At 67.0% G+C, this 17,795-nt stretch carries 15 protein-coding genes and 2 pseudogenes; 5 read left to right on the plus strand and 12 right to left on the minus strand.

Annotated features, from left to right (window positions below; genetic code table 11):
- Positions 1-17: 17 nt before the first annotated feature.
- Together BPODLACK_RS06660 and BPODLACK_RS06665 are read right to left on the minus strand one after the other, a co-directional pair.
- Complete coding sequence (locus BPODLACK_RS06660; protein WP_024497660.1) at positions 18-773, minus strand: alpha/beta fold hydrolase; 756 nt, start codon at positions 771-773, stop codon at positions 18-20.
- A gap of 88 nt (positions 774-861) precedes the next feature.
- Complete coding sequence (locus BPODLACK_RS06665; protein ID WP_006434717.1) at positions 862-1,458, minus strand: TetR/AcrR family transcriptional regulator; 597 nt, start codon at positions 1,456-1,458, stop codon at positions 862-864.
- A 145-nt stretch (positions 1,459-1,603) separates the two neighbouring features.
- Here BPODLACK_RS06665 and BPODLACK_RS06670 point away from each other — a divergent pair, with 145 nt between their 5' ends.
- Positions 1,604-3,271: a long-chain-fatty-acid--CoA ligase gene (locus BPODLACK_RS06670; RefSeq protein WP_159404935.1), complete on the plus strand. Its 1,668-nt coding sequence runs from the start codon at positions 1,604-1,606 to the stop codon at positions 3,269-3,271.
- Positions 3,272-3,451: 180 nt separating this feature from the next.
- Here BPODLACK_RS06670 and tuf read toward each other — a convergent pair whose 3' ends face one another.
- From tuf to BPODLACK_RS06710, 9 genes and pseudogenes are all read right to left on the minus strand, one after another.
- Positions 3,452-4,642 carry an elongation factor Tu gene (tuf, locus tag BPODLACK_RS06675; RefSeq protein WP_006434719.1) on the minus strand — a complete coding sequence of 397 codons (1,191 nt, stop codon included), beginning with the start codon at positions 4,640-4,642 and terminating at the stop codon, positions 3,452-3,454.
- Positions 4,643-4,756: 114 nt separating this feature from the next.
- The gene (gene fusA / locus BPODLACK_RS06680) at positions 4,757-6,862 is read right to left on the minus strand and encodes an elongation factor G (RefSeq protein ID WP_024497658.1); all 2,106 of its coding nucleotides are present in this window, start codon (positions 6,860-6,862) and stop codon (positions 4,757-4,759) included.
- Positions 6,863-6,951: 89 nt separating this feature from the next.
- Entirely contained in the window at positions 6,952-7,422 is a 471-nt protein-coding gene (gene rpsG, locus BPODLACK_RS06685) for a 30S ribosomal protein S7 (protein WP_006434721.1), read from the minus strand.
- A 6-nt stretch (positions 7,423-7,428) separates the two neighbouring features.
- Positions 7,429-7,800, minus strand: a complete 372-nt coding sequence (rpsL, locus tag BPODLACK_RS06690; protein ID WP_004020596.1) for a 30S ribosomal protein S12 — start codon at positions 7,798-7,800, stop codon at positions 7,429-7,431.
- Between the two features lie 411 nt (positions 7,801-8,211).
- Positions 8,212-9,015: a hypothetical protein gene (locus tag BPODLACK_RS06695; protein ID WP_159404936.1), complete on the minus strand. Its 804-nt coding sequence runs from the start codon at positions 9,013-9,015 to the stop codon at positions 8,212-8,214.
- Positions 9,016-9,025: 10 nt separating this feature from the next.
- Entirely contained in the window at positions 9,026-9,274 is a 249-nt protein-coding gene (locus BPODLACK_RS23460) for a hypothetical protein (RefSeq protein ID WP_236577621.1), read from the minus strand.
- A 100-nt stretch (positions 9,275-9,374) separates the two neighbouring features.
- A pseudogene (locus BPODLACK_RS23465) lies at positions 9,375-9,755 on the minus strand (class I SAM-dependent methyltransferase); the annotation flags it as partial.
- 15 nt (positions 9,756-9,770) lie between these two features.
- Positions 9,771-10,373, minus strand: a complete 603-nt coding sequence (locus tag BPODLACK_RS06705; RefSeq protein WP_159404937.1) for a hypothetical protein — start codon at positions 10,371-10,373, stop codon at positions 9,771-9,773.
- A 161-nt stretch (positions 10,374-10,534) separates the two neighbouring features.
- Positions 10,535-11,410 (minus strand): exodeoxyribonuclease III, encoded by an 876-nt coding sequence (locus BPODLACK_RS06710; RefSeq protein ID WP_159404938.1) that lies wholly within the window; start codon positions 11,408-11,410, stop codon positions 10,535-10,537.
- A 68-nt stretch (positions 11,411-11,478) separates the two neighbouring features.
- On the opposite strand from BPODLACK_RS06710, the gene BPODLACK_RS06715 reads away from it, so the two are divergent.
- Positions 11,479-13,140, plus strand: a complete 1,662-nt coding sequence (locus BPODLACK_RS06715) for a sigma-54-dependent Fis family transcriptional regulator (protein WP_159404939.1) — start codon at positions 11,479-11,481, stop codon at positions 13,138-13,140.
- A 26-nt stretch (positions 13,141-13,166) separates the two neighbouring features.
- Here the strand turns inward: BPODLACK_RS06715 and BPODLACK_RS06720 are convergent, their stop codons facing one another.
- Positions 13,167-14,315 (minus strand): HPP family protein, encoded by a 1,149-nt coding sequence (locus BPODLACK_RS06720; RefSeq protein ID WP_159404940.1) that lies wholly within the window; start codon positions 14,313-14,315, stop codon positions 13,167-13,169.
- 258 nt (positions 14,316-14,573) lie between these two features.
- On the opposite strand from BPODLACK_RS06720, the gene BPODLACK_RS06725 reads away from it, so the two are divergent.
- The 3 genes and pseudogenes from BPODLACK_RS06725 to BPODLACK_RS23470 all read left to right on the plus strand — a co-directional run.
- Complete coding sequence (locus BPODLACK_RS06725; RefSeq protein WP_159404941.1) at positions 14,574-16,070, plus strand: aldehyde dehydrogenase family protein; 1,497 nt, start codon at positions 14,574-14,576, stop codon at positions 16,068-16,070.
- Positions 16,071-16,122: 52 nt separating this feature from the next.
- The gene (locus BPODLACK_RS06730; protein WP_159404942.1) at positions 16,123-17,241 is read left to right on the plus strand and encodes an NDMA-dependent alcohol dehydrogenase; all 1,119 of its coding nucleotides are present in this window, start codon (positions 16,123-16,125) and stop codon (positions 17,239-17,241) included.
- A gap of 154 nt (positions 17,242-17,395) precedes the next feature.
- A pseudogene (locus BPODLACK_RS23470) lies at positions 17,396-17,795 on the plus strand (Pr6Pr family membrane protein); the annotation flags it as partial.

A 17,795-nucleotide genomic window follows, 5' to 3' on the forward strand; every position in this document is an offset into this window, starting at 1 on the left:
CTCGCTTCGCGCGCACCTCAGGGAACGTTGGGTCCCAGGAACTCCTCGACGTGCCGAATGAACTCCGCACGTCGGTCGCGGTGCACGCTGTGTCCGGCATCGATGGTGACGAACCGTGAATCCGGCAGGGCCTCGCTGACCGTCCGCAGGTGACGAGGCGGCAGGAAGCTGCGTTCCCCGCCGGAGATGACCATCGTCGAGGCGCTCACGCGCGGCAGTTCCGACCACCACTGTGGTGCACAGACATCGAACTCGGCGACGATCTCGTCGCCCATCCGGCCGTCGAACCGGATGACCGGGAAGGGGTTTCCCATCAGGGCGAGGAGTCCGCGGACCTGTTCGCCGAGGGTCGCCTTCATGGTGATGCCCTCGGAGAGGTCGGCCTCGTCGCGGGGCATGGGCGGTACCTCCTCGAGGACCAGACGCCGCACCCGCGACGGCTCGTGCATCGCCAGACGGAGCGCGGTGTGCGCACCGAGCGAATGCCCGACCACGTCTGCCCGGTGGATGCCGAGGACGTCGAGCACGTAGACGAGGTCGTCCCGGAAGTCGTCGAGCCGGTAGGCGCTCTGCGGGCGACCGCTGCGGCCGTGTCCGCGGAGGTCGACGCTCACGACCGGTCGACCCTGCCGGCGCAACGCCGATGCGAGGGGACGCCATGTCGAATGGTCCGACGCCATCCCGTGGACGAGTACCACCGGCAACCCCCTGTTGGGTTCGCCGGCCACCCGGACCGCGAGGGCCGGCTCGGCCCGCCGCTTCAGCACGCGCATGAAAATCAGCCTACGGCCGGCCGCGGTGCGCGCCGCGTCACACCATGCCGTTCCCACCCGTACCCGCGGCCATCGTGGGCCACCCGGACTACCGCTCGACGATGGACACGCTCAGGGAGGGTTTCTCCGAGTCGGCGGTGTCGAGCCCACCCGCGCCCGCCCAGATCGCGTCGACCATCGGCTGCAGGAACAGGCCACCGAGCTGGCGCACCATCACCCGAACCACCTGCACGGCCTCGGACCGGTCGGTGGATGCCAGCCCGCTCTCGCGCGATTTGGTGACCTCCGACCTGGTCAGTTCCGTGAGACGTCCGATCAGCGCCCCGTGCTCACCCGCCGGATCGAGCACGGCGCGTCGGAGGTAGTCGACCACCGGCGGGTGTTCGAGAAGCATCCGTTGAACCGCCCGGTCCCGTTCGGCTATCACCTCACCGGGGGTGCCGTCGGTGGGCGCCGACGCGATGGCCTGGGCGTGGTAGTCGACGATGAGCTGCTCGACCGCATTGCGCAGGCCCTCTTTGGTCTTGAAATGATGCTGGACCAGCCCCACCGTCACCCCGGCCGCCGCGGCGACAGCGCGCATCGAGACACGCCCCTCCCCCTGATCGGCGTACAGGTCGAGTGCCGCGTTGCGAATCTTCGCCTTCGCGGTGAGATCACCAGGACTCGCGCGTGGATCTGACATGACTGTGTACCTCCCGCAGGCCGACGTCGATTGTACAAAGAGATGGGTTTCCATACATCAGAATCGTCAACTGTACAGTTGTATCGGCTGTCTGGTCGTGATCCTCAGGACAGCACGATCGACCAACGAATCCGAAGGGACCGTCATGACCACCGAGATCGTCCGGGGCCTGCCCTCGACGCACGGCGACTCCTACCAGCTCAACACCACCACGCTGATCCGCCACAGCGCTCGCACCTACCCGGAGCAGGAGATCGTCTCCCGCACCGCCGACGGTTCCTGGGATCGCTACAACTACGCCGAGTGCTATGCCCGCACCCAGCGCGCCGCCAACGTGCTGACCGGCCTCGGCGTGAAGCCGGCCGACGTCGTCGGCGTCCTCGACTGGAACAGCAGACGTCACTTCGAGCTGTACTGGGCCATCCCGGGTACCGGTGCGGTCATGCTGCAGATGAATCTGCGTCTCGCCCCGGAGGATCTCGGCTTCGTGACCTCGCACTCCGAGGCATCGGTGGTGCTCGTCGACGAGTCGCTGCTCCCGGTCGCCGAGGCCATCGCCCCCCACGCACCCGGTGTGCGCCAGTGGGTCGTCATGACGGATCGCCCGTCCGCCGAGATCTCCACCAGCCTGCCCGACGTCGTGTTCTTCGAGGACCTGATGGCCGCCGCCGAACCGTCCTTCGACTGGCCGGTGATCGAGGAGAAGTCCTCCTACAGTGCGTGTTACACCACGGGCACCACCGGTCGGCCCAAAGGCGTCTACTACTCGCATCGCGGGATCTACCTGCACACGCTGGCCGAGGCCGCCAACCTCGGCATGGATGCCTCGGACGCGGTCATGCTGATCACCCCGATGTTCCACTCCTCGTGCTGGGGACTTCCCCAGTCGGCGATCTTCAGTGCCGCCAAAGTCGTTCTGCCCGGGCGATACCAGGCCGACGACACCGCGATGCTCGTCGACACGATGATCGACGAAGGTGTGACCATCGCCAACGGAGCACCGGCGATCTTCCAGCCGATGCTCGACTACATCACCACACTCGACGAGAAGCCCGACTTCAGTCGCGCCCGACTCCTCTGTGGCGCAACCGAACCCGCCCTGTCTCTGATGCGCGGCTTCGCCGACCTGACGGGCGCCGACATCATCCACGCCTACGGCGCCACCGAGACCACCCCGATGGTGACCATCAACCGCGGCCTCAAGTACACCCTGCAGGGCAGGATTTCCGACGAAGAGAAGTGGGATCTCAAGCGCTCCCAGGGACTTCCGCTCAACGGCGTCGATGTACGAGTCGTCGACGCCGACGGCAACGGCCTGCCGCATGACGGGGTCAGCCAGGGTGAACTGCTCTTCCGCGGTCCCTGGATCACCGAGCGCTATCACAACCTCGACGACGACGCCGACAAGTTCCTCGACGGCTACTGGCGCAGCGGCGACGTCGGCGTGATCGACGAGAACGGGTACATGAAGCTCACCGACCGTCTCAAGGATGTCGTCAAGAGCGGAGGTGAGTGGATCTCCTCGATCGACATGGAGAACGCCATCGTCGCTCATCCGCGCGTGGCCGAGGCAGCCGTCATCGGCGTCGAACACCCGAAGTGGCAGGAACGACCGGTCGTGCTGGTGGCCACGACCGACGGCGAGGACATCGACATCGACGAGGTGCACGCGCTGCTCGTCGACCGGTTCGCCAAGTGGCAGCTCCCCGACACGATCATCCGGGTCGACCGCTTGCCGCGCACCAGCGTCGGCAAGCTGGACAAGAAGAACATGCGCGGCGAGTACGGAGACCTCTACACGAACACGCAGTAGGACATTTCCCGAAAAGCCCGCCGGCGATCGACTGAGTGCAGTCGAGCGCCGGCGGGCTTTTCTCGTCTCGTCAGAGTTCGTCGACGATCCGTTCACGGACACGTGATGACAAAGGCGCCCCAACCGCTTTCGCGGCTGGGGCGCCTTCTCGACTCAGAGAGTCAGTGCGTCAAAGCAAGATCACTTGGTGATCTTGGTGACTCGACCCGCACCAACGGTGCGGCCACCCTCGCGGATGGCGAAGCGCAGGCCCTCGTCCATGGCGACCGGCTGGATGAGCTTGACGCTCATCTCGGTGTTGTCGCCCGGCATGACCATCTCGGTGCCCTCGGGGAGGGTCACGACGCCGGTCACGTCCGTGGTACGGAAGTAGAACTGCGGACGGTAGTTGTTGAAGAACGGGGTGTGACGGCCGCCCTCGTCCTTGGACAGGATGTACGCCTGGCCCTCGAACTCGGTGTGCGGGGTCGTGGTGCCCGGCTTCACGATGACCTGACCGCGCTCGACGTCCTCACGCTTGAGGCCGCGGAGCAGCAGACCGGCGTTGTCGCCTGCCTGTGCGGAATCGAGGAGCTTGTGGAACATCTCGATACCGGTGACGGTGGTCTTGGTGCTCTTCTCGCGGATGCCGACGATCTCGACTTCCTCGTTCACGTTGACCTCGCCGCGCTCCACACGACCGGTGACCACGGTGCCGCGGCCGGTGATGGTGAAGACGTCCTCGACGGGCATGAGGAACGGCTTGTCGGTCTCGCGAACCGGATCCGGGATCGACTCGTCGACAGCAGCCATGAGCTCTTCGATCGACTTGGCCCACTCGGCGTCACCCTCGAGCGCCTTGAGCGCCGAGACCTTGACGACCGGTGCTTCCTCGTCGAAGTCCTGGGCGGCCAGCAGTTCGCGGACCTCCATCTCGACGAGCTCGATGATCTCTTCGTCGTCGACCATGTCGGCCTTGTTCAGGGCGACGAGGATGTAGGGCACACCGACCTGGCGGGCCAGCAGCACGTGCTCGCGGGTCTGCGGCATCGGACCGTCGGTGGCGGCAACCACGAGGATCGCGCCGTCCATCTGAGCCGCACCGGTGATCATGTTCTTGATGTAGTCGGCGTGACCCGGAGCGTCGACGTGAGCGTAGTGACGCTTCTCGGTCTCGTACTCAACATGCGAGATGTTGATCGTGATACCGCGAGCCTTCTCCTCAGGAGCCTTGTCGATCTGGTCGAACGCGAAGCTCTTGTTGAGTTCCGGGTACTTGTCGTGCAGCACCTTGGTGATGGCCGCGGTCAGGGTGGTCTTGCCGTGGTCGACGTGACCGATGGTGCCGATGTTCACGTGCGGCTTGGTCCGCTCGAACTTCGCCTTCGCCACTTGATTGTCCTCCTGGACTGTTGTTGCTCTACTGGGCGGATCCCAGCAGGGGTTTTCATTTACGTTGGTGCGCCCGCTTGTCGGCCAGCGCGTGTCGCCAGGGCGACCGGGGAATTACTCTCCGGTGGCCTTCGCGATGATTTCCTTCGACACGTTCGCGGGAACTTCCGCGTACGAGTCGAACACCATGGAGTAGTTTGCCCGGCCCTGGGTCTTCGACCGAAGGTCTCCGATGTAGCCGAACATCTCCGACAGCGGCACCTGTGCCTTCACGACACGTGCACCACTGCGCTCCTCCATGGCCTGGATCTGGCCACGGCGGGAGTTCAGGTCGCCGATGACGTCGCCCATGTAGTCCTCGGGAGTCGTGACCTCGACGGCCATGATCGGCTCCAGGATGACCGGGCCGGCCATCTTCGCAGCTTCCTTGAGGGCCTGCGAGCCGGCGATCTTGAAGGCCATTTCCGACGAGTCGACGTCGTGGTACTGACCGTCGAGCAGGGTGACCTTCAGGTTGACCAGCGGGTAACCGGCGAGGACACCGTACTGCATGGCGTCCTGGGCACCGGCATCCACCGAAGGGATGTACTCGCGCGGGACTCGACCACCGGTGACGGCGTTGGCGAACTCGTAGGTCGCACCGTCCTCGGCATCCACGAGTGGCTCGAGCTTGATGATGACCTTCGCGAACTGACCTGAACCACCGGTCTGCTTCTTGTGGGTGTACTCGTGCTTCTCGACCGTCTTGCGGATGGTCTCGCGGTACGCCACCTGCGGCTTGCCGACGTTGGCCTCGACCTTGAACTCGCGCTTCATGCGGTCGACCAGGATGTCGAGGTGGAGCTCGCCCATACCGCCGATGACGGTCTGGCCGGTCTCCTCGTCGAGCTGGACCGAGAAGGTCGGGTCCTCTTCGGCGAGCTTCTGGATCGCGGTGCCGAGCTTCTCCTGGTCGGACTTGGTCTTCGGCTCGATCGAGACGTTGATGACCGGGTCCGGGAAGCTCATGGACTCGAGCACGATGGGCGCTGCCGCATCACACAGGGTGTCACCGGTGGTGGTGTCCTTGAGGCCGATCATCGCGTAGATGTGACCCGCGGTGGCGTCCTCGACCGGGTTCTCCTTGTTGGCATGCATCTGGAACAGCTTGCCGATGCGCTCCTTCTTGCCCTTGGTGGCGTTGAGCACCTGGGTGCCGGCGTTGATCTTGCCGGAGTACACACGCACGAAGGTGAGCTTGCCGAAGAAGGGGTGGGCCGCGATCTTGAACGCGAGAGCCGAGAACGGCTCGTCGGCGGACGGCTTGCGCGAGAGGATCTCTTCCTCGTCGCCCACGGCGTGGCCCTCGACCGACGGCACGTCCAGCGGGGACGGCAGGTAGTCGATGACCGCGTCCAGCATCGGCTGGACACCCTTGTTCTTGAAGGCCGAGCCACAGAGAACCGGGTAGAGCTCACGGGAGACGGTCAGCTTGCGGATCGCAGCCTTGATCTCCTCGACGGTGAGCTCTTCGCCGCCGAAGTACTTCTCCATGAGGGCTTCGTCGGACTCGGCGACCGTCTCGAGCAGCTGCTCGCGGTACTCCGCAGCCTTCTCGACCAGGTCGGCCGGGATCTCCTCGATGGTCGGCTCGGCACCGGTCGGCACGACGCCGCGCCAGGTGATGGCCTTCTGCTCGATGAGGTCGACGACGCCGTCGAAGTTGTCTTCGGCACCGATCGGGAGCTGCAGGACCAGCGGCTTGGCGCCGAGACGGTCCTTGATGGTCTGAACGGTGAAGTAGAAGTCCGCGCCCAGCTTGTCCATCTTGTTGACGAAGCAGATACGGGGGACTTCGTACTTCTCGGCCTGACGCCACACCTGCTCGGACTGCGGCTCGACGCCTTCCTTGCCGTCGAACACGGCGACCGCGCCGTCGAGGACGCGGAGGCTGCGCTCCACCTCGACGGTGAAGTCGACGTGGCCGGGGGTGTCGATGATGTTGATCTGGTTCTTGTTCCAGAAACAGGTCACGGCCGCGGAGGTGATGGTGATACCACGCTCCTTCTCCTGCTCCATCCAGTCGGTGGTCGAGGCACCGTCGTGGGTTTCACCGATCTTGTAGTTCACACCGGTGTAGAAGAGGATTCGCTCGGTCGTGGTGGTCTTGCCGGCATCGATGTGGGCCATGATGCCGATGTTGCGCACCTTGTTCAGGTCGCTGAGCACTTCCTGTGCCACTTATTCGCCTCGCATTTTCGCTAGAGCTGTTGGGTCTGAGGTGGGTCCGGCCGCGGCGACCCGGAAAGGGCCACCGCGGCCGACAGTGATCACCAGCGGTAGTGCGCGAACGCCCGGTTGGCCTCGGCCATCTTGTGAGTGTCCTCGCGGCGCTTCACCGAAGCACCGAGGCCGTTGGACGCGTCGAGCAGCTCGTTGGCCAGGCGCTCGACCATCGTCTTCTCGCGACGCTGACGGCTGAAGGTCACGAGCCAGCGGAGCGCCAGGGTGTTGGCGCGACCCGGCTTGACCTCGATCGGCACCTGGTAGGTGGCGCCACCGACGCGGCGGCTCTTCACCTCGAGGGTGGGCTTGACGTTGTCGAGCGCACGCTTGAGGGTGACGACCGGATCGGTGCCGGTCTTCTCGCGGGCCTGCTCGAGCGCGCCGTAGACGATGCGCTCGGCGGTCGACTTCTTGCCGTCCAGCAGGATCTTGTTGACCAGCTGGGTGACCAGCGGCGAACCGTAGACCGGGTCGTTGATCAGCGGGCGCTTGGGTGCGGGTCCTTTACGTGGCATGACTTATCAGTTCCCCTTCTTCGCGCCGTAGCGGCTACGGGCCTGCTTGCGGTCCTTGACACCCTGGGTGTCGAGCGAGCCGCGGATGATCTTGTAGCGCACACCCGGGAGGTCCTTCACACGACCGCCGCGGACGAGCACCATCGAGTGCTCCTGCAGGTTGTGGCCTTCGCCGGGGATGTAGGCGGTGACCTCCACCGAGCTGGTCAGACGCACACGGGCGACCTTGCGCAGCGCGGAGTTCGGCTTCTTGGGGGTGGTGGTGTACACGCGGGTGCACACGCCGCGACGCTGCGGGCTTCCCTTGAGGGCCGCGGTCTTGGTCTTCGCAGCCTTGTCATGACGGCCCTTGCGGACCAGCTGATTGATGGTTGGCACTAGGTGTTCATTCCTCTTTGTTGTCCGTTGTGGTTGGTGCTCCGGGCAAGCTCGTGGAAACCGATCTCCAGACCGACTTCCGGCGCGCTTCCACAACTCGCCCCACCAGCGCATACGCACTGGTCAGTACATTTTCGCTACCCCGGGGTCGGGCGTGTCATACACTCGACAGCGGATTCGCCTGTCAGGCCGCTGTGCCGCCCTGCCCCGAGTTCACTCGATCTCGGGGCCGACTCGAGAGCCATTGGCCGGGCATGCGGACTGGCCCAGCATTGGCCGGGCACCGACGATCCACTCTACCGATCGGGTTTGCACAGGTCAAAAAACGGATCCTCCGCGCGACCTGCAGGTGAACAGGTCGTGTGCGCTGGGGCCCGAACACACTGCGACACGGCATTACCTTCTCCACTCTTACACCCCCGGACCCGGCGCGTCGAGGCTTCGTCCGGCCCGATCTGGCCGACCGTTTCCCCTGGCCGGAATCGGTGCCCGGACCTGCGCGATCAGGGGTGCAAAAGGACTGTCGGGATCCATCGGTCGGCGCGACGGTGAGCTCTGACCGCCGTACCAGCGGTCGACGATCGTCGCCTGGCGTTCGAGGTTGTGTTCTGCCCACTCGTGGTGAGCGTCACCCGGCCCGCGGAGGCGGTAGACGTTCTCGCCGAGCTCGTGCCGCGCTTGAACCGCGAGCGCGTCGGCCAGGAACGACGCCGACGACCCGGCGCCGACGATCTGCCGGACGTGCACGAGCTCGTGGATCAGCAGCTGTCCGGGCACCGGATAGGCCACGGGCCCGGGCCCCAGCGGCGCGTCGAACATCGCGCCGAGGTGACAGAAGACCAGGCCGTCCACCGCGGGCAGCGTGAAGGCACGTCCCCCGAGTCCGGAGAGGTCGGTGAGGATCACGTCATCGAACCATTCGGCAGGCCCGAACACACGCTCGGCGGCTCGACGTTCCTCGTCGGACAGCGGGCGGTGCCGGATGCGGAGGCCGGCAACGACCCCGGCACCCAGGCCCGCCATCACCGCGAGCGCGAGCCCGAGGGGTCCGAACCAGATCGTCACGAGTGCGACGTGCACGGTCACGAGCACCCCGGCGGTCGGCCCTGGTCCCGCCGGCAGACGTTGACCTCCGGCTCGATGGGCGAGTGACAGCACGACACCGAGGAACCGTCCGTAGCCGCGGGCCACCCGGACGAGGAGTCGTCTCGACATCGAGTGCCCCTCAGTCCCGTACGGCCATGACGACCAGACCGGGTCCGACGTGTTCGTCGGCGGGCAGCCGGAGCTCGGCGACCGGGCGCAGGCCGGCCTGCTCGATCAATCCGACGTACTTCTCCGGCGACCACTGATGGGTCGTCCACTCGACCGGACCGCCGTAGACCACAGTGCGTCGCACGTCCTTCTCGCCCGTGTGGGTGCCGGTGATGAAGCAGCCGCCCGGCATCAATGCGCGGGCGAATGAGGCGAGCACCTGAGGGAGAACGTGCCGCGGGAGGTTGAACAACGACCCACCACCCCAGGACACCGCCCACCGATGCGTCAGCGAGATCCAGGTCGGTCGCCGAGCCGACCTCGAAACGGCAGGACGGGTGCAGGCGACGCGCGTTGTCGATCATGCGCGGCGAGAGGTCCACGCCGGACACCTCGAGTCCGCGCTCGGCGAGATAGGCGGTGACGGTCCCGGGTCCACAGCCGACGTCGAGCACGGGACCGATGCCCGCCACCGATTCGGCGAACGCGTCGAGTGCGGCCTTCAGCCACGGCTGATACCGGGGGTCGCCGATTCCCGTGTCCACCACCAGTCGGACGTAGTCGTCGGCCACCCGGTCATAAGACGCGCGGACGGCGTCGAGGTCGGCCGGTCGATCGATGGGGTCGGCGCGCATGGGCCCCACGATAGGACCCGGATACGACACCGCCCCCGGTCCAGAGATCCGGCCGGGGGCGGGCATGACGATTCCGGGCGCCTACGGGGTGTTGAACCAGGCGACGACCGAGGGCCACGCCTTCGGGTTCGACTCGCCGTAGCCGATGTAGGCACCGATGAACGCACCGACGCCGGCGCCGATCCAGCCGAAGACGATGAAGCCGATGAGGCCGCCGATCAGCGTGTACAAGGGCGTGTTCCCCCGCCAGCCCTTGTTCAGCTCCGTCCACATGATGTCGTAGCGCTGCTGCTTGGTCAGGCGCTGCTTGGCCGCCTTCGTCTCGGCGGCGTCGAGCACGGCCCGGAAGTCCGTTCCGACGACCGGAGTGAGGGTGACCGACGACTTGTCCGCACTGACCGCGGCGCGCAGCGGAACGGTGAACCCGTCCATCTGCCCCGACAGCGGCATCGACGAGACGATGCGACCGCGGCCGTCGAGGATCTGCAGCGCACCCGCCGGCGTGACCGCGAGGCTTCCCCCGCGGACGTCGACGATCACGCTCCTGTGGTCGCCGCCGATCGCTGCGGACGCCGTCGGGAGCGCCACCGTCGCCGGTGCCGCGTGTGCCGTCGCAACGGGGACGGCGACGAGTACTGCACCCATCATGGCCAGCGCCATGATCCCTGCCCTGAGGTGCTTCATGTGTGAATTCTCTTTCTCACGAGGATCTTTGGCCCGTGCTCGGGCCGCGGTGATCATATCGGAGAAGAGACAGGTTGCCGCAATCGTCTCAACAGGCCAATCCCGTGTGGGCGCTGACGAATCACGTTGCGGCGCAGCAGATTCGAGAATAGTGAGCGGGATCACTCCGGCGTCTGGGGGAGTTTCACCTTCGAGCCACCGCGCTTGGCCGGATTCGACGGGGGCGGGACCACCGGGCCGATGTCCCCGTCGGGGGCCTCGTCGAGGTCGACGATGACCGGCGCATGATCGCTGGGTTTGCTGCCCTTGCGCGCCTTGCGGTCGATCCAGGCCGCCTCGACCCGGCCGGCGGCGGACTCGCCGGCCAGGATCAGGTCGATCCGCATGCCCAGGTCCTTGTGGAACATTCCGGCACGGTAGTCCCAGTAACTGAAGACCCGGTCGTCCGGCCAGCGGTCACGGACGACGTCCCGCAGACCCAGAGCCGCGAACTCGGCGAGTGCCGCCCGTTCCGGCGGGGTGACGTGCGTGTGCCCGACGTAGGCGTCCGGGTCGAAGACGTCGGCGTCGGCGGGAGCGATGTTCATGTCGCCGCAGAGAAGCGTCGACGACGGGTCTGTGACCGCGCGCGCGAGCGCGGCCAGCCACTCGAGCTTGTACGTGTAGTGATCGGAGTCCGGGGTGCGGCCGTTGGGCACGTAGAGCGAGTAGATGCGCAGGCCGTCGCACACCGCCGAGACCGCCCGCGCCTCGAGCGTCTCCGGGTTCGGGTAGCCGGGCATGCCGTCGAATCCGATTCGCACGTCATCGAGCCCGACCCGCGAGAGCAGGGCGACGCCGTTCCACTGACCCTGCCCCGCATGCGCGATCTCATAACCGCGTTCGGCGAGATCGGCGCCGAGCGTCTCGTGGAATGCGGCATCGGAGAGCTTGGTCTCCTGCAGGCAGACGACGTCGGGACGCCGTTCGTCGAGCCACGGCAGCAGGCGCGGAATCCGCTGTTTCACCGAGTTCACGTTCCAGGTCGCGACGCGCATGGGCCCACGGTAGTACGACCCACCGACGCCGTTCCGGCCCGGCATCCGGGCTTTCCTTCGTCGGTGATGTGTGTCACGTTGGTGTCATCGACACTCTCTCGTTCCGGCCAGATCGAACGCCACACCGCCCTGTCATCGAGCACTCGTGGCGACGGTCGGCGCTGTCGGGAGTCAGGCCGGAGGACAACACCCCCGCCCGACTCCGGGACATCGGATCCGCCGATCCGCTGCTCGATGCGGCGCGTCCCGTCCTCGACGACGCCGCGGCCCGTCTCGCCGACACCGACGTGTCGCTGCTGCTCGTCGACCACGAGTGCCGCATGGTCACCCGGGTGGCATTCGGGACGACCGTCGAACGCCGGCTCGATGCGATCGGTGCGACGCCCGGTGTCCCGTTCGGCGAGGACATCGTCGGGACCACCGCGCTCGGCACCCCCGCCGAGACGCGCGGCGGTGTGATCGTCAACAGCACCGAGCACTACCTCGAACAGTTCCGGACGATCAGCTGCTTCGGGCAGCCGATCATCCATCCCGCGACCCGACGCCTCGCGGGGATCATCTGCATGTCCGAGATCGCCGACCGCATCAACCCGCTCGCGGTGCCGGTGGTCAACGGCATCGTCGCCGACATCGCGGACCGGTTGCTCGACCGATCCCGTGCGCACCAGCGACGCGTGCTCGACGCCTTCCAGCGCGCCGCGCCACGTCGCGACATCGCGGTGGCCGCCATCGGCGACGACCTGCAACTCACCAATGCCCTGGCCGCCGAGTTGCTCTCCCCCACCGACATCGGCGCACTCCGCGTGATCGCCACCGATCCCGCGCTGCGTACGACGACGCTGCCCCTCACGCTCGTCTCCGGGGCGGAGGTCGAGGTCGCCGTCGAACCGGTGGCCGGTACCCGCGGGGCCGCACTGTTCCGCTTCCGCGCCCTCAGCACACCGACGACGCCGACGCGGTCCACTCCGGTCCGGCCGTCACGCACGACCGTCGCCGTCTCCGGTGAGCCGGGCACCGGACGCACGACGCTGGCTCTCGAACTTGCCGCCGAATCATCCGACGAGTCCGGCCGAACCGTGGTCGTCGACGTCGCCGACGAGTTGATCAACGGTCGACAGCCGGATGTCGCCGGTCAGCTCGCACGAGCTCGATCGTCGGGGGTCCCGCTGGTGATCGACGGTGTCGACCTGCTCGACGACCGGTCCATCGCCCTGGTCACGCGGGCCACGGCATCGACACCGGCGGCGGCGCCGTTGATCCTCGTCAGCGGTCCTCGCGCACAGGCGGGTCCCGCGGTCGCGGCGCTGCTCGGCCGGTGCGCAACCCGCATCGATCCGGCGCCACTACGTCACCGGACCTCGGAGCTCGCGGCCGTCGCGAGCGGCGTCCTCGGTGAGATCGATCCTGAACTCACGCTGTCCGGACCGGCGACCGACGCCCTGCTCAGCCAGGACTGGCCCGGGAACCTCACCGAGCTGATCGCGGTCCTGCGGGAGGCCGCGGCGTCGTGCCGGGAGCGGGCGGCACGCGTGATCGAAACCGCGGATCTCCCGGCCACCTATCGGACGACGAGTCGGGCGGCCCATCTCTCCGGACGGGAACAGGCCGAGCGAACCGCGATCGTCGACGCGCTCGACCGAGCGGGCGGCAACAAGGTCCGCGCCGCCCGGGACCTCGGGATCAGCCGCACCACGTTGTACGCGCGGATGCGAGCACTCGGGGTCCAGTAGGCACCGCGATGAGGCCGGGCCGTACGTCAGTCGACGAGCGGATCGGCCAGCGTGTGCCGTGCGAGCGCGGCGATGAGGTCGGTCTGCGTGACGATGCCGACCAGCAGGTCCCCGTCGAGCACGGGCACGGCACCGCATCCGCTGTCGGCGAGCATCGGCAACAACGCGGTCACCGGCGCGTCCGGCGCCGCGATCGGCAGCGTGGTGTCCATGACGTCGGCGGCCGTCAGGACGCTGCCGTCCCGGCGCAGCAGCCGGGCGAACATCCGGTCCGATCCGCGTGCCGAGCCCACGCGAAGGCGTGAGACGAGATGGATCTGGAAGACGACACCCAGGAACCGGCCGCCGCGCGTCACCACGGGCAACGAGGTGAAGCGGTGGGTGTCGAACATCTGCGCCAGGTCGGGAAGTGTCGCGTCCGGTCCCACTGTCACCAGATCCCCGGACATGACGTCACCGGCGACGAGCGGGTCGGCGCGATGGCCCGCAGCCTGGAGTTCGGCTGCCACGATGAGTCGTGCGAGATCGGCGACACCGAGATTGAGGGACTGGCTGTACCGGTTGAGGATGTCGGTCAGCTCGTCCTCGTCCAGTCCGATCCGCGCGGTGGCCGACGACTCGTCGTCGAACCGACGGTACGGATACCGGCGTCCGGTGACCCGTGCGTATCCGGCCGCGAGCACGACCAGCGCGATCGTCCCCACGGCGACGGGGGCCAGGGCGAACCGGAACCCGAGCGCGTGGACCACGTCCGGGCTGAGCCCGGCGGTCATCGCGACGGCGCCGCCGGGCGGATGCACTGCGCGACAGACCACCATGGCCAGGACCGCCACACCGACTGCGAGCGGGACGCGCAGCTCACTCGGCGACACCAGCAGGGTCACCAAGACGCCGGCGAACGCCGACACGGTGTTGCCGACGACCGCCGACCAGGGCTGGGCGAGCGGACTGTTGGGCGCGGCGAACATCAGGACCGCGGACGCCCCGAACGGTGCGATCAGGAACAGACCCGTCCGCAGATCGACTCCGGACGTCGCGAGCACGAGTCCGACGAGCCCGAGACCCAGCACCGATCCGACTCCGGCACGTACCGCCTCGCGCAGCGACACCGACGCTCCCGGCGGTCCCACCGACTGCAGCGCACCGCGAAGACGGTCGGCCATGCGCGCTGCCATCGGTTCCCTCTCCGGATGTGGAGGCGGCGCTCGCCACCCCCGGACACGCTAGCGACGCCGCCGGACGCACTTTCCGCGACCCCGGATCACGCCATCCGGCAACGACGAGGTGAAGGTGTTCAGTTTCTGGACACGGCGACCGCCCCGATCGGTGGCAGAAATGAGTCAGGTCACAGCTATGACCCAGATCACCCTGACCGGCTCGTCTCGACCCGCTCGCTTCGCCACCGGCGTCGAGCGCTTTCCCAGGAGGTACCCATGACCGCAGTCGCCACCGACCTGCTCCCGAAGGTCCGCGACTTCATCGGCCACGACCGCCCGATGCTGATCGGCGGTGAATGGGTGTGGTCGGCGTCCGGCCGCACCTTCGAGACCATCGACCCCGCCACCGCCCGTCCCCTCACCTCGGTCGCTCACGGTGACGCCACCGACGTCGACCGCGCGGTCCGCGCCGCCCGCGAGGCCTTCGACTCCGGACCGTGGACGCGGATGAAGCCGAACGAACGCGAACGGCTGCTCTGGCACGTCGGCGATCTGGTCACCGAACGCGCGGCCGAGTTCGGTCAGCTCGAAGCACTCGACAACGGCAAAGCCGCGACCATCGCGACCGCCGTCGACACCGCTTGGGCCGCCGACATCTTCCGCTACAACGCGGGCCTGGCCACCAAAATCACCGGTTCGACGGTCGACGTGTCGATGCCGTTCGTACCGGGTGGCGAGTTCCACGCCTACACGCTGCGCGAACCGGTCGGGGTGTGCGGGTTGATCGTCCCGTGGAACTTCCCGCTGCTGATGGCCGCCTTCAAACTGGCGCCGGCGCTCGCGGCGGGCAACACCGTCATCCTCAAACCCGCCGAGCAGACCCCCCTCACCGCACTGCTGCTCGGTGAGATCTTCGACGAGGCGGGCTTCCCGCCCGGCGTGGTCAACATCGTAACCGGATACGGCGAGGCAGGCGCCGCCCTCGCCGCACACGACGACGTCGACAAGATCGCCTTCACCGGTTCCACCGAGGTCGGCAAGAAGATCGTCGAGGCGGCGAAGGGCAATCTCAAGAAGGTGTCGCTCGAACTGGGCGGCAAGAGCCCCAACATCGTCTTCGCCGACGCCGACTTCGAGAAGGCGGTCGCCGGATCGGTGGCCGCGTGGATGTTCAACCACGGCCAGTGCTGCGTCGCCGGCACCCGGTTGTTCGTCGAGCGTCCGATCTTCGACGACTTCACCGCGGCGGTCGCCGAGGCCGCATCCCAGGCGAAGATCGGCCCCGGCCTCGATCCGGCCACCGAACTCGGACCGCTGGTGAGTCAGGAGCAGTTCGACCGCGTGTCCGGCTACGTGGCGGCCGGACTCGCCGACGGTGCACGAGCATTGACCGGCGGAAAGCGTTGGGGCGATGAGGGATTCTTCATCGAGCCGACCGTGTTCGTCGACGTCGAACCCGACTTCTCCATCGTGCGCGAGGAGATCTTCGGGCCGGTCGTCGCAGCGCTGCCGTTCGACGCCGACACCGGGGTCGCGGCCGCGGCCAACGACTCCATCTACGGTCTCGCCGCGGGCATCTGGACGACCGACCTGTCGAAGGCGCACCGGACGGCCCGCCAGATCAAGGCCGGTTCGGTGTGGGTCAACCAGTACAACGGCTTCGACACGGCGATGCCCTTCGGTGGCTACAAGCAGTCGGGCTGGGGCCGCGAACTCGGCTCCTCGGCCATCGACCTCTACACGCAGACCAAGGCCGTCAACATCGCGCTGTGACCGGCCATCCCTGATTCACCCAGAGTTCCCATCAAGTGCAAAGGAGCACGTCATGACACTCACCACCAAGGCCGCCGTTCTCACCGCCCCCGGAAAGCCCTTCGAGATCGTCGAACTCGATCTCGACGAACCCCGCGAAGGTGAGGTCCTGATCAAGTACACCGCCGCGGGCCTGTGCCATTCCGACCTCCACCTCACCGACGGCGACCTGCCGCCCCGCTACCCGATCGTGGGTGGTCACGAGGGCTCCGGCATCATCGAGGCCGTCGGACCCGGTGTGACCAAGGTGAAGCCGGGTGACCACGTCGTGTGCAGCTTCATCCCCAACTGCGGCACGTGTCGTTACTGCTCGACGGGACGACAGAACCTGTGTGACATGGGCGCGACCATCCTCGAGGGTTCGATGCCCGACGGCACCTTCCGATTCCATTCGGGCAAGGATGATTTCGGCGCCATGTGCATGCTGGGCACGTTCTCCGAACGCGCCACCATCTCGCAGCACTCGGTGGTGAAGGTCGACGACTGGCTGCCCTTGGACAAGGCGGTCCTCGTCGGCTGCGGCGTGCCGTCGGGCTGGGGGACCTCGGTGTACGCCGGCGGCGTGCGACCCGGTGACACCGTGGTCATCTACGGCATCGGCGGGCTCGGCATCAACGCGGTGCAGGGTGCGGTGTCGGCCGGCGCCAAGTTCGTCGTGGTCGTCGACCCGGTCGCCATGAAGCGCGACGCCGCACTGAAATTCGGTGCGACGCACGCCTATGCGGACCCCCAGGAGGCCGCCGCCAAGGTCAACGAACTGACGTGGGGACAGGGCGCCGACCAGGCACTGATCCTGGTGGGCACGGTCGACGAGGAAGTCGTGTCGAACGCGACGGCCGTCATCGGCAAGGGCGGCACAGTGGTCATCACCGGTCTCGCCGATCCGGCCAAACTGACCGTGCACGTGTCGGGCACCGACCTCACGCTCAATCAGAAGACGATCAAGGGCAGCCTGTTCGGCTCGGCCAACCCGCAGTACGACATCGTCAAACTGCTGCGTCTCTACGATCAGGGCCAGCTCAAGCTCGACGAGCTGATCACCACCACCTACACCCTCGACCAGGTCAACGAGGGCTATCAGGATCTCCGCGACGGCAAGAACCTTCGCGGGGTCATCATCCACGGCGAGTGAGCCGAGCCGGACTCGCCCGGGGGACTCATCCCCGGGCGAGTTCGCGTATCCGTTGCCCTCCGGTTCGCCGCACGCAGTTCCCCGCGCGCCGCACCACCGGTGTCCGGGATGGACCGGGCAACTGTCCGAGCATCATCGGATCCCGGTTGCCGACGGAGCGGTGACCACCTGCATGGTGATCACCGGAATCGTGTACGCGCTGCTGCTCAGCGGGGTGGATGTGGACGTCACCTACGGCTGGGTCAACGACGTGCTGCACCGCATCATCCCTCTGGTGATACTGGTGGACTGGATCGATCCTGGTGCGCGCCAGGCGGATTCCCGAACGTAGTTGGCTCACCTGGCTGGCCGTCCCGCTGGTGTACGGCGTGTACACCCTGATCCGCGGACCCATCGTCGACTGGTATCCGTATCCGTTCATCGATCCCCGTGGGCAGGGCTATGTCTCGATGACCATCTCGCCCGTGGTCGTGTTCGTCGGGATGGCGCTCATGTCCTTCGGCGTCTACTGGGCCGGGACCCGAGGCAGGTCACGCGAGGAGGTCGCCGCCTGA

The organism is Gordonia sp. YY1 (assembly GCF_009872315.1).
GTDB lineage: Bacteria > Actinomycetota > Actinomycetes > Mycobacteriales > Mycobacteriaceae > Gordonia > Gordonia amicalis.

Coding starts and splice junctions, on each gene's coding strand:
- BPODLACK_RS06660 (WP_024497660.1), bottom strand. CDS start 773: ATGCGCGTGCTGAAGCGGCGGGCCGAGCCGGCCCTCGCGGTCCGGGTG.
- BPODLACK_RS06665 (WP_006434717.1), bottom strand. CDS start 1,458: ATGTCAGATCCACGCGCGAGTCCTGGTGATCTCACCGCGAAGGCGAAG.
- BPODLACK_RS06670 (WP_159404935.1), top strand. CDS start 1,604: ATGACCACCGAGATCGTCCGGGGCCTGCCCTCGACGCACGGCGACTCC.
- rpsG (WP_006434721.1), bottom strand. CDS start 7,422: ATGCCACGTAAAGGACCCGCACCCAAGCGCCCGCTGATCAACGACCCG.
- BPODLACK_RS06695 (WP_159404936.1), bottom strand. CDS start 9,015: ATGTCGAGACGACTCCTCGTCCGGGTGGCCCGCGGCTACGGACGGTTC.
- BPODLACK_RS06705 (WP_159404937.1), bottom strand. CDS start 10,373: ATGAAGCACCTCAGGGCAGGGATCATGGCGCTGGCCATGATGGGTGCA.
- BPODLACK_RS06710 (WP_159404938.1), bottom strand. CDS start 11,410: ATGCGCGTCGCGACCTGGAACGTGAACTCGGTGAAACAGCGGATTCCG.
- BPODLACK_RS06720 (WP_159404940.1), bottom strand. CDS start 14,315: ATGGCAGCGCGCATGGCCGACCGTCTTCGCGGTGCGCTGCAGTCGGTG.
- BPODLACK_RS06725 (WP_159404941.1), top strand. CDS start 14,574: ATGACCGCAGTCGCCACCGACCTGCTCCCGAAGGTCCGCGACTTCATC.
- BPODLACK_RS06730 (WP_159404942.1), top strand. CDS start 16,123: ATGACACTCACCACCAAGGCCGCCGTTCTCACCGCCCCCGGAAAGCCC.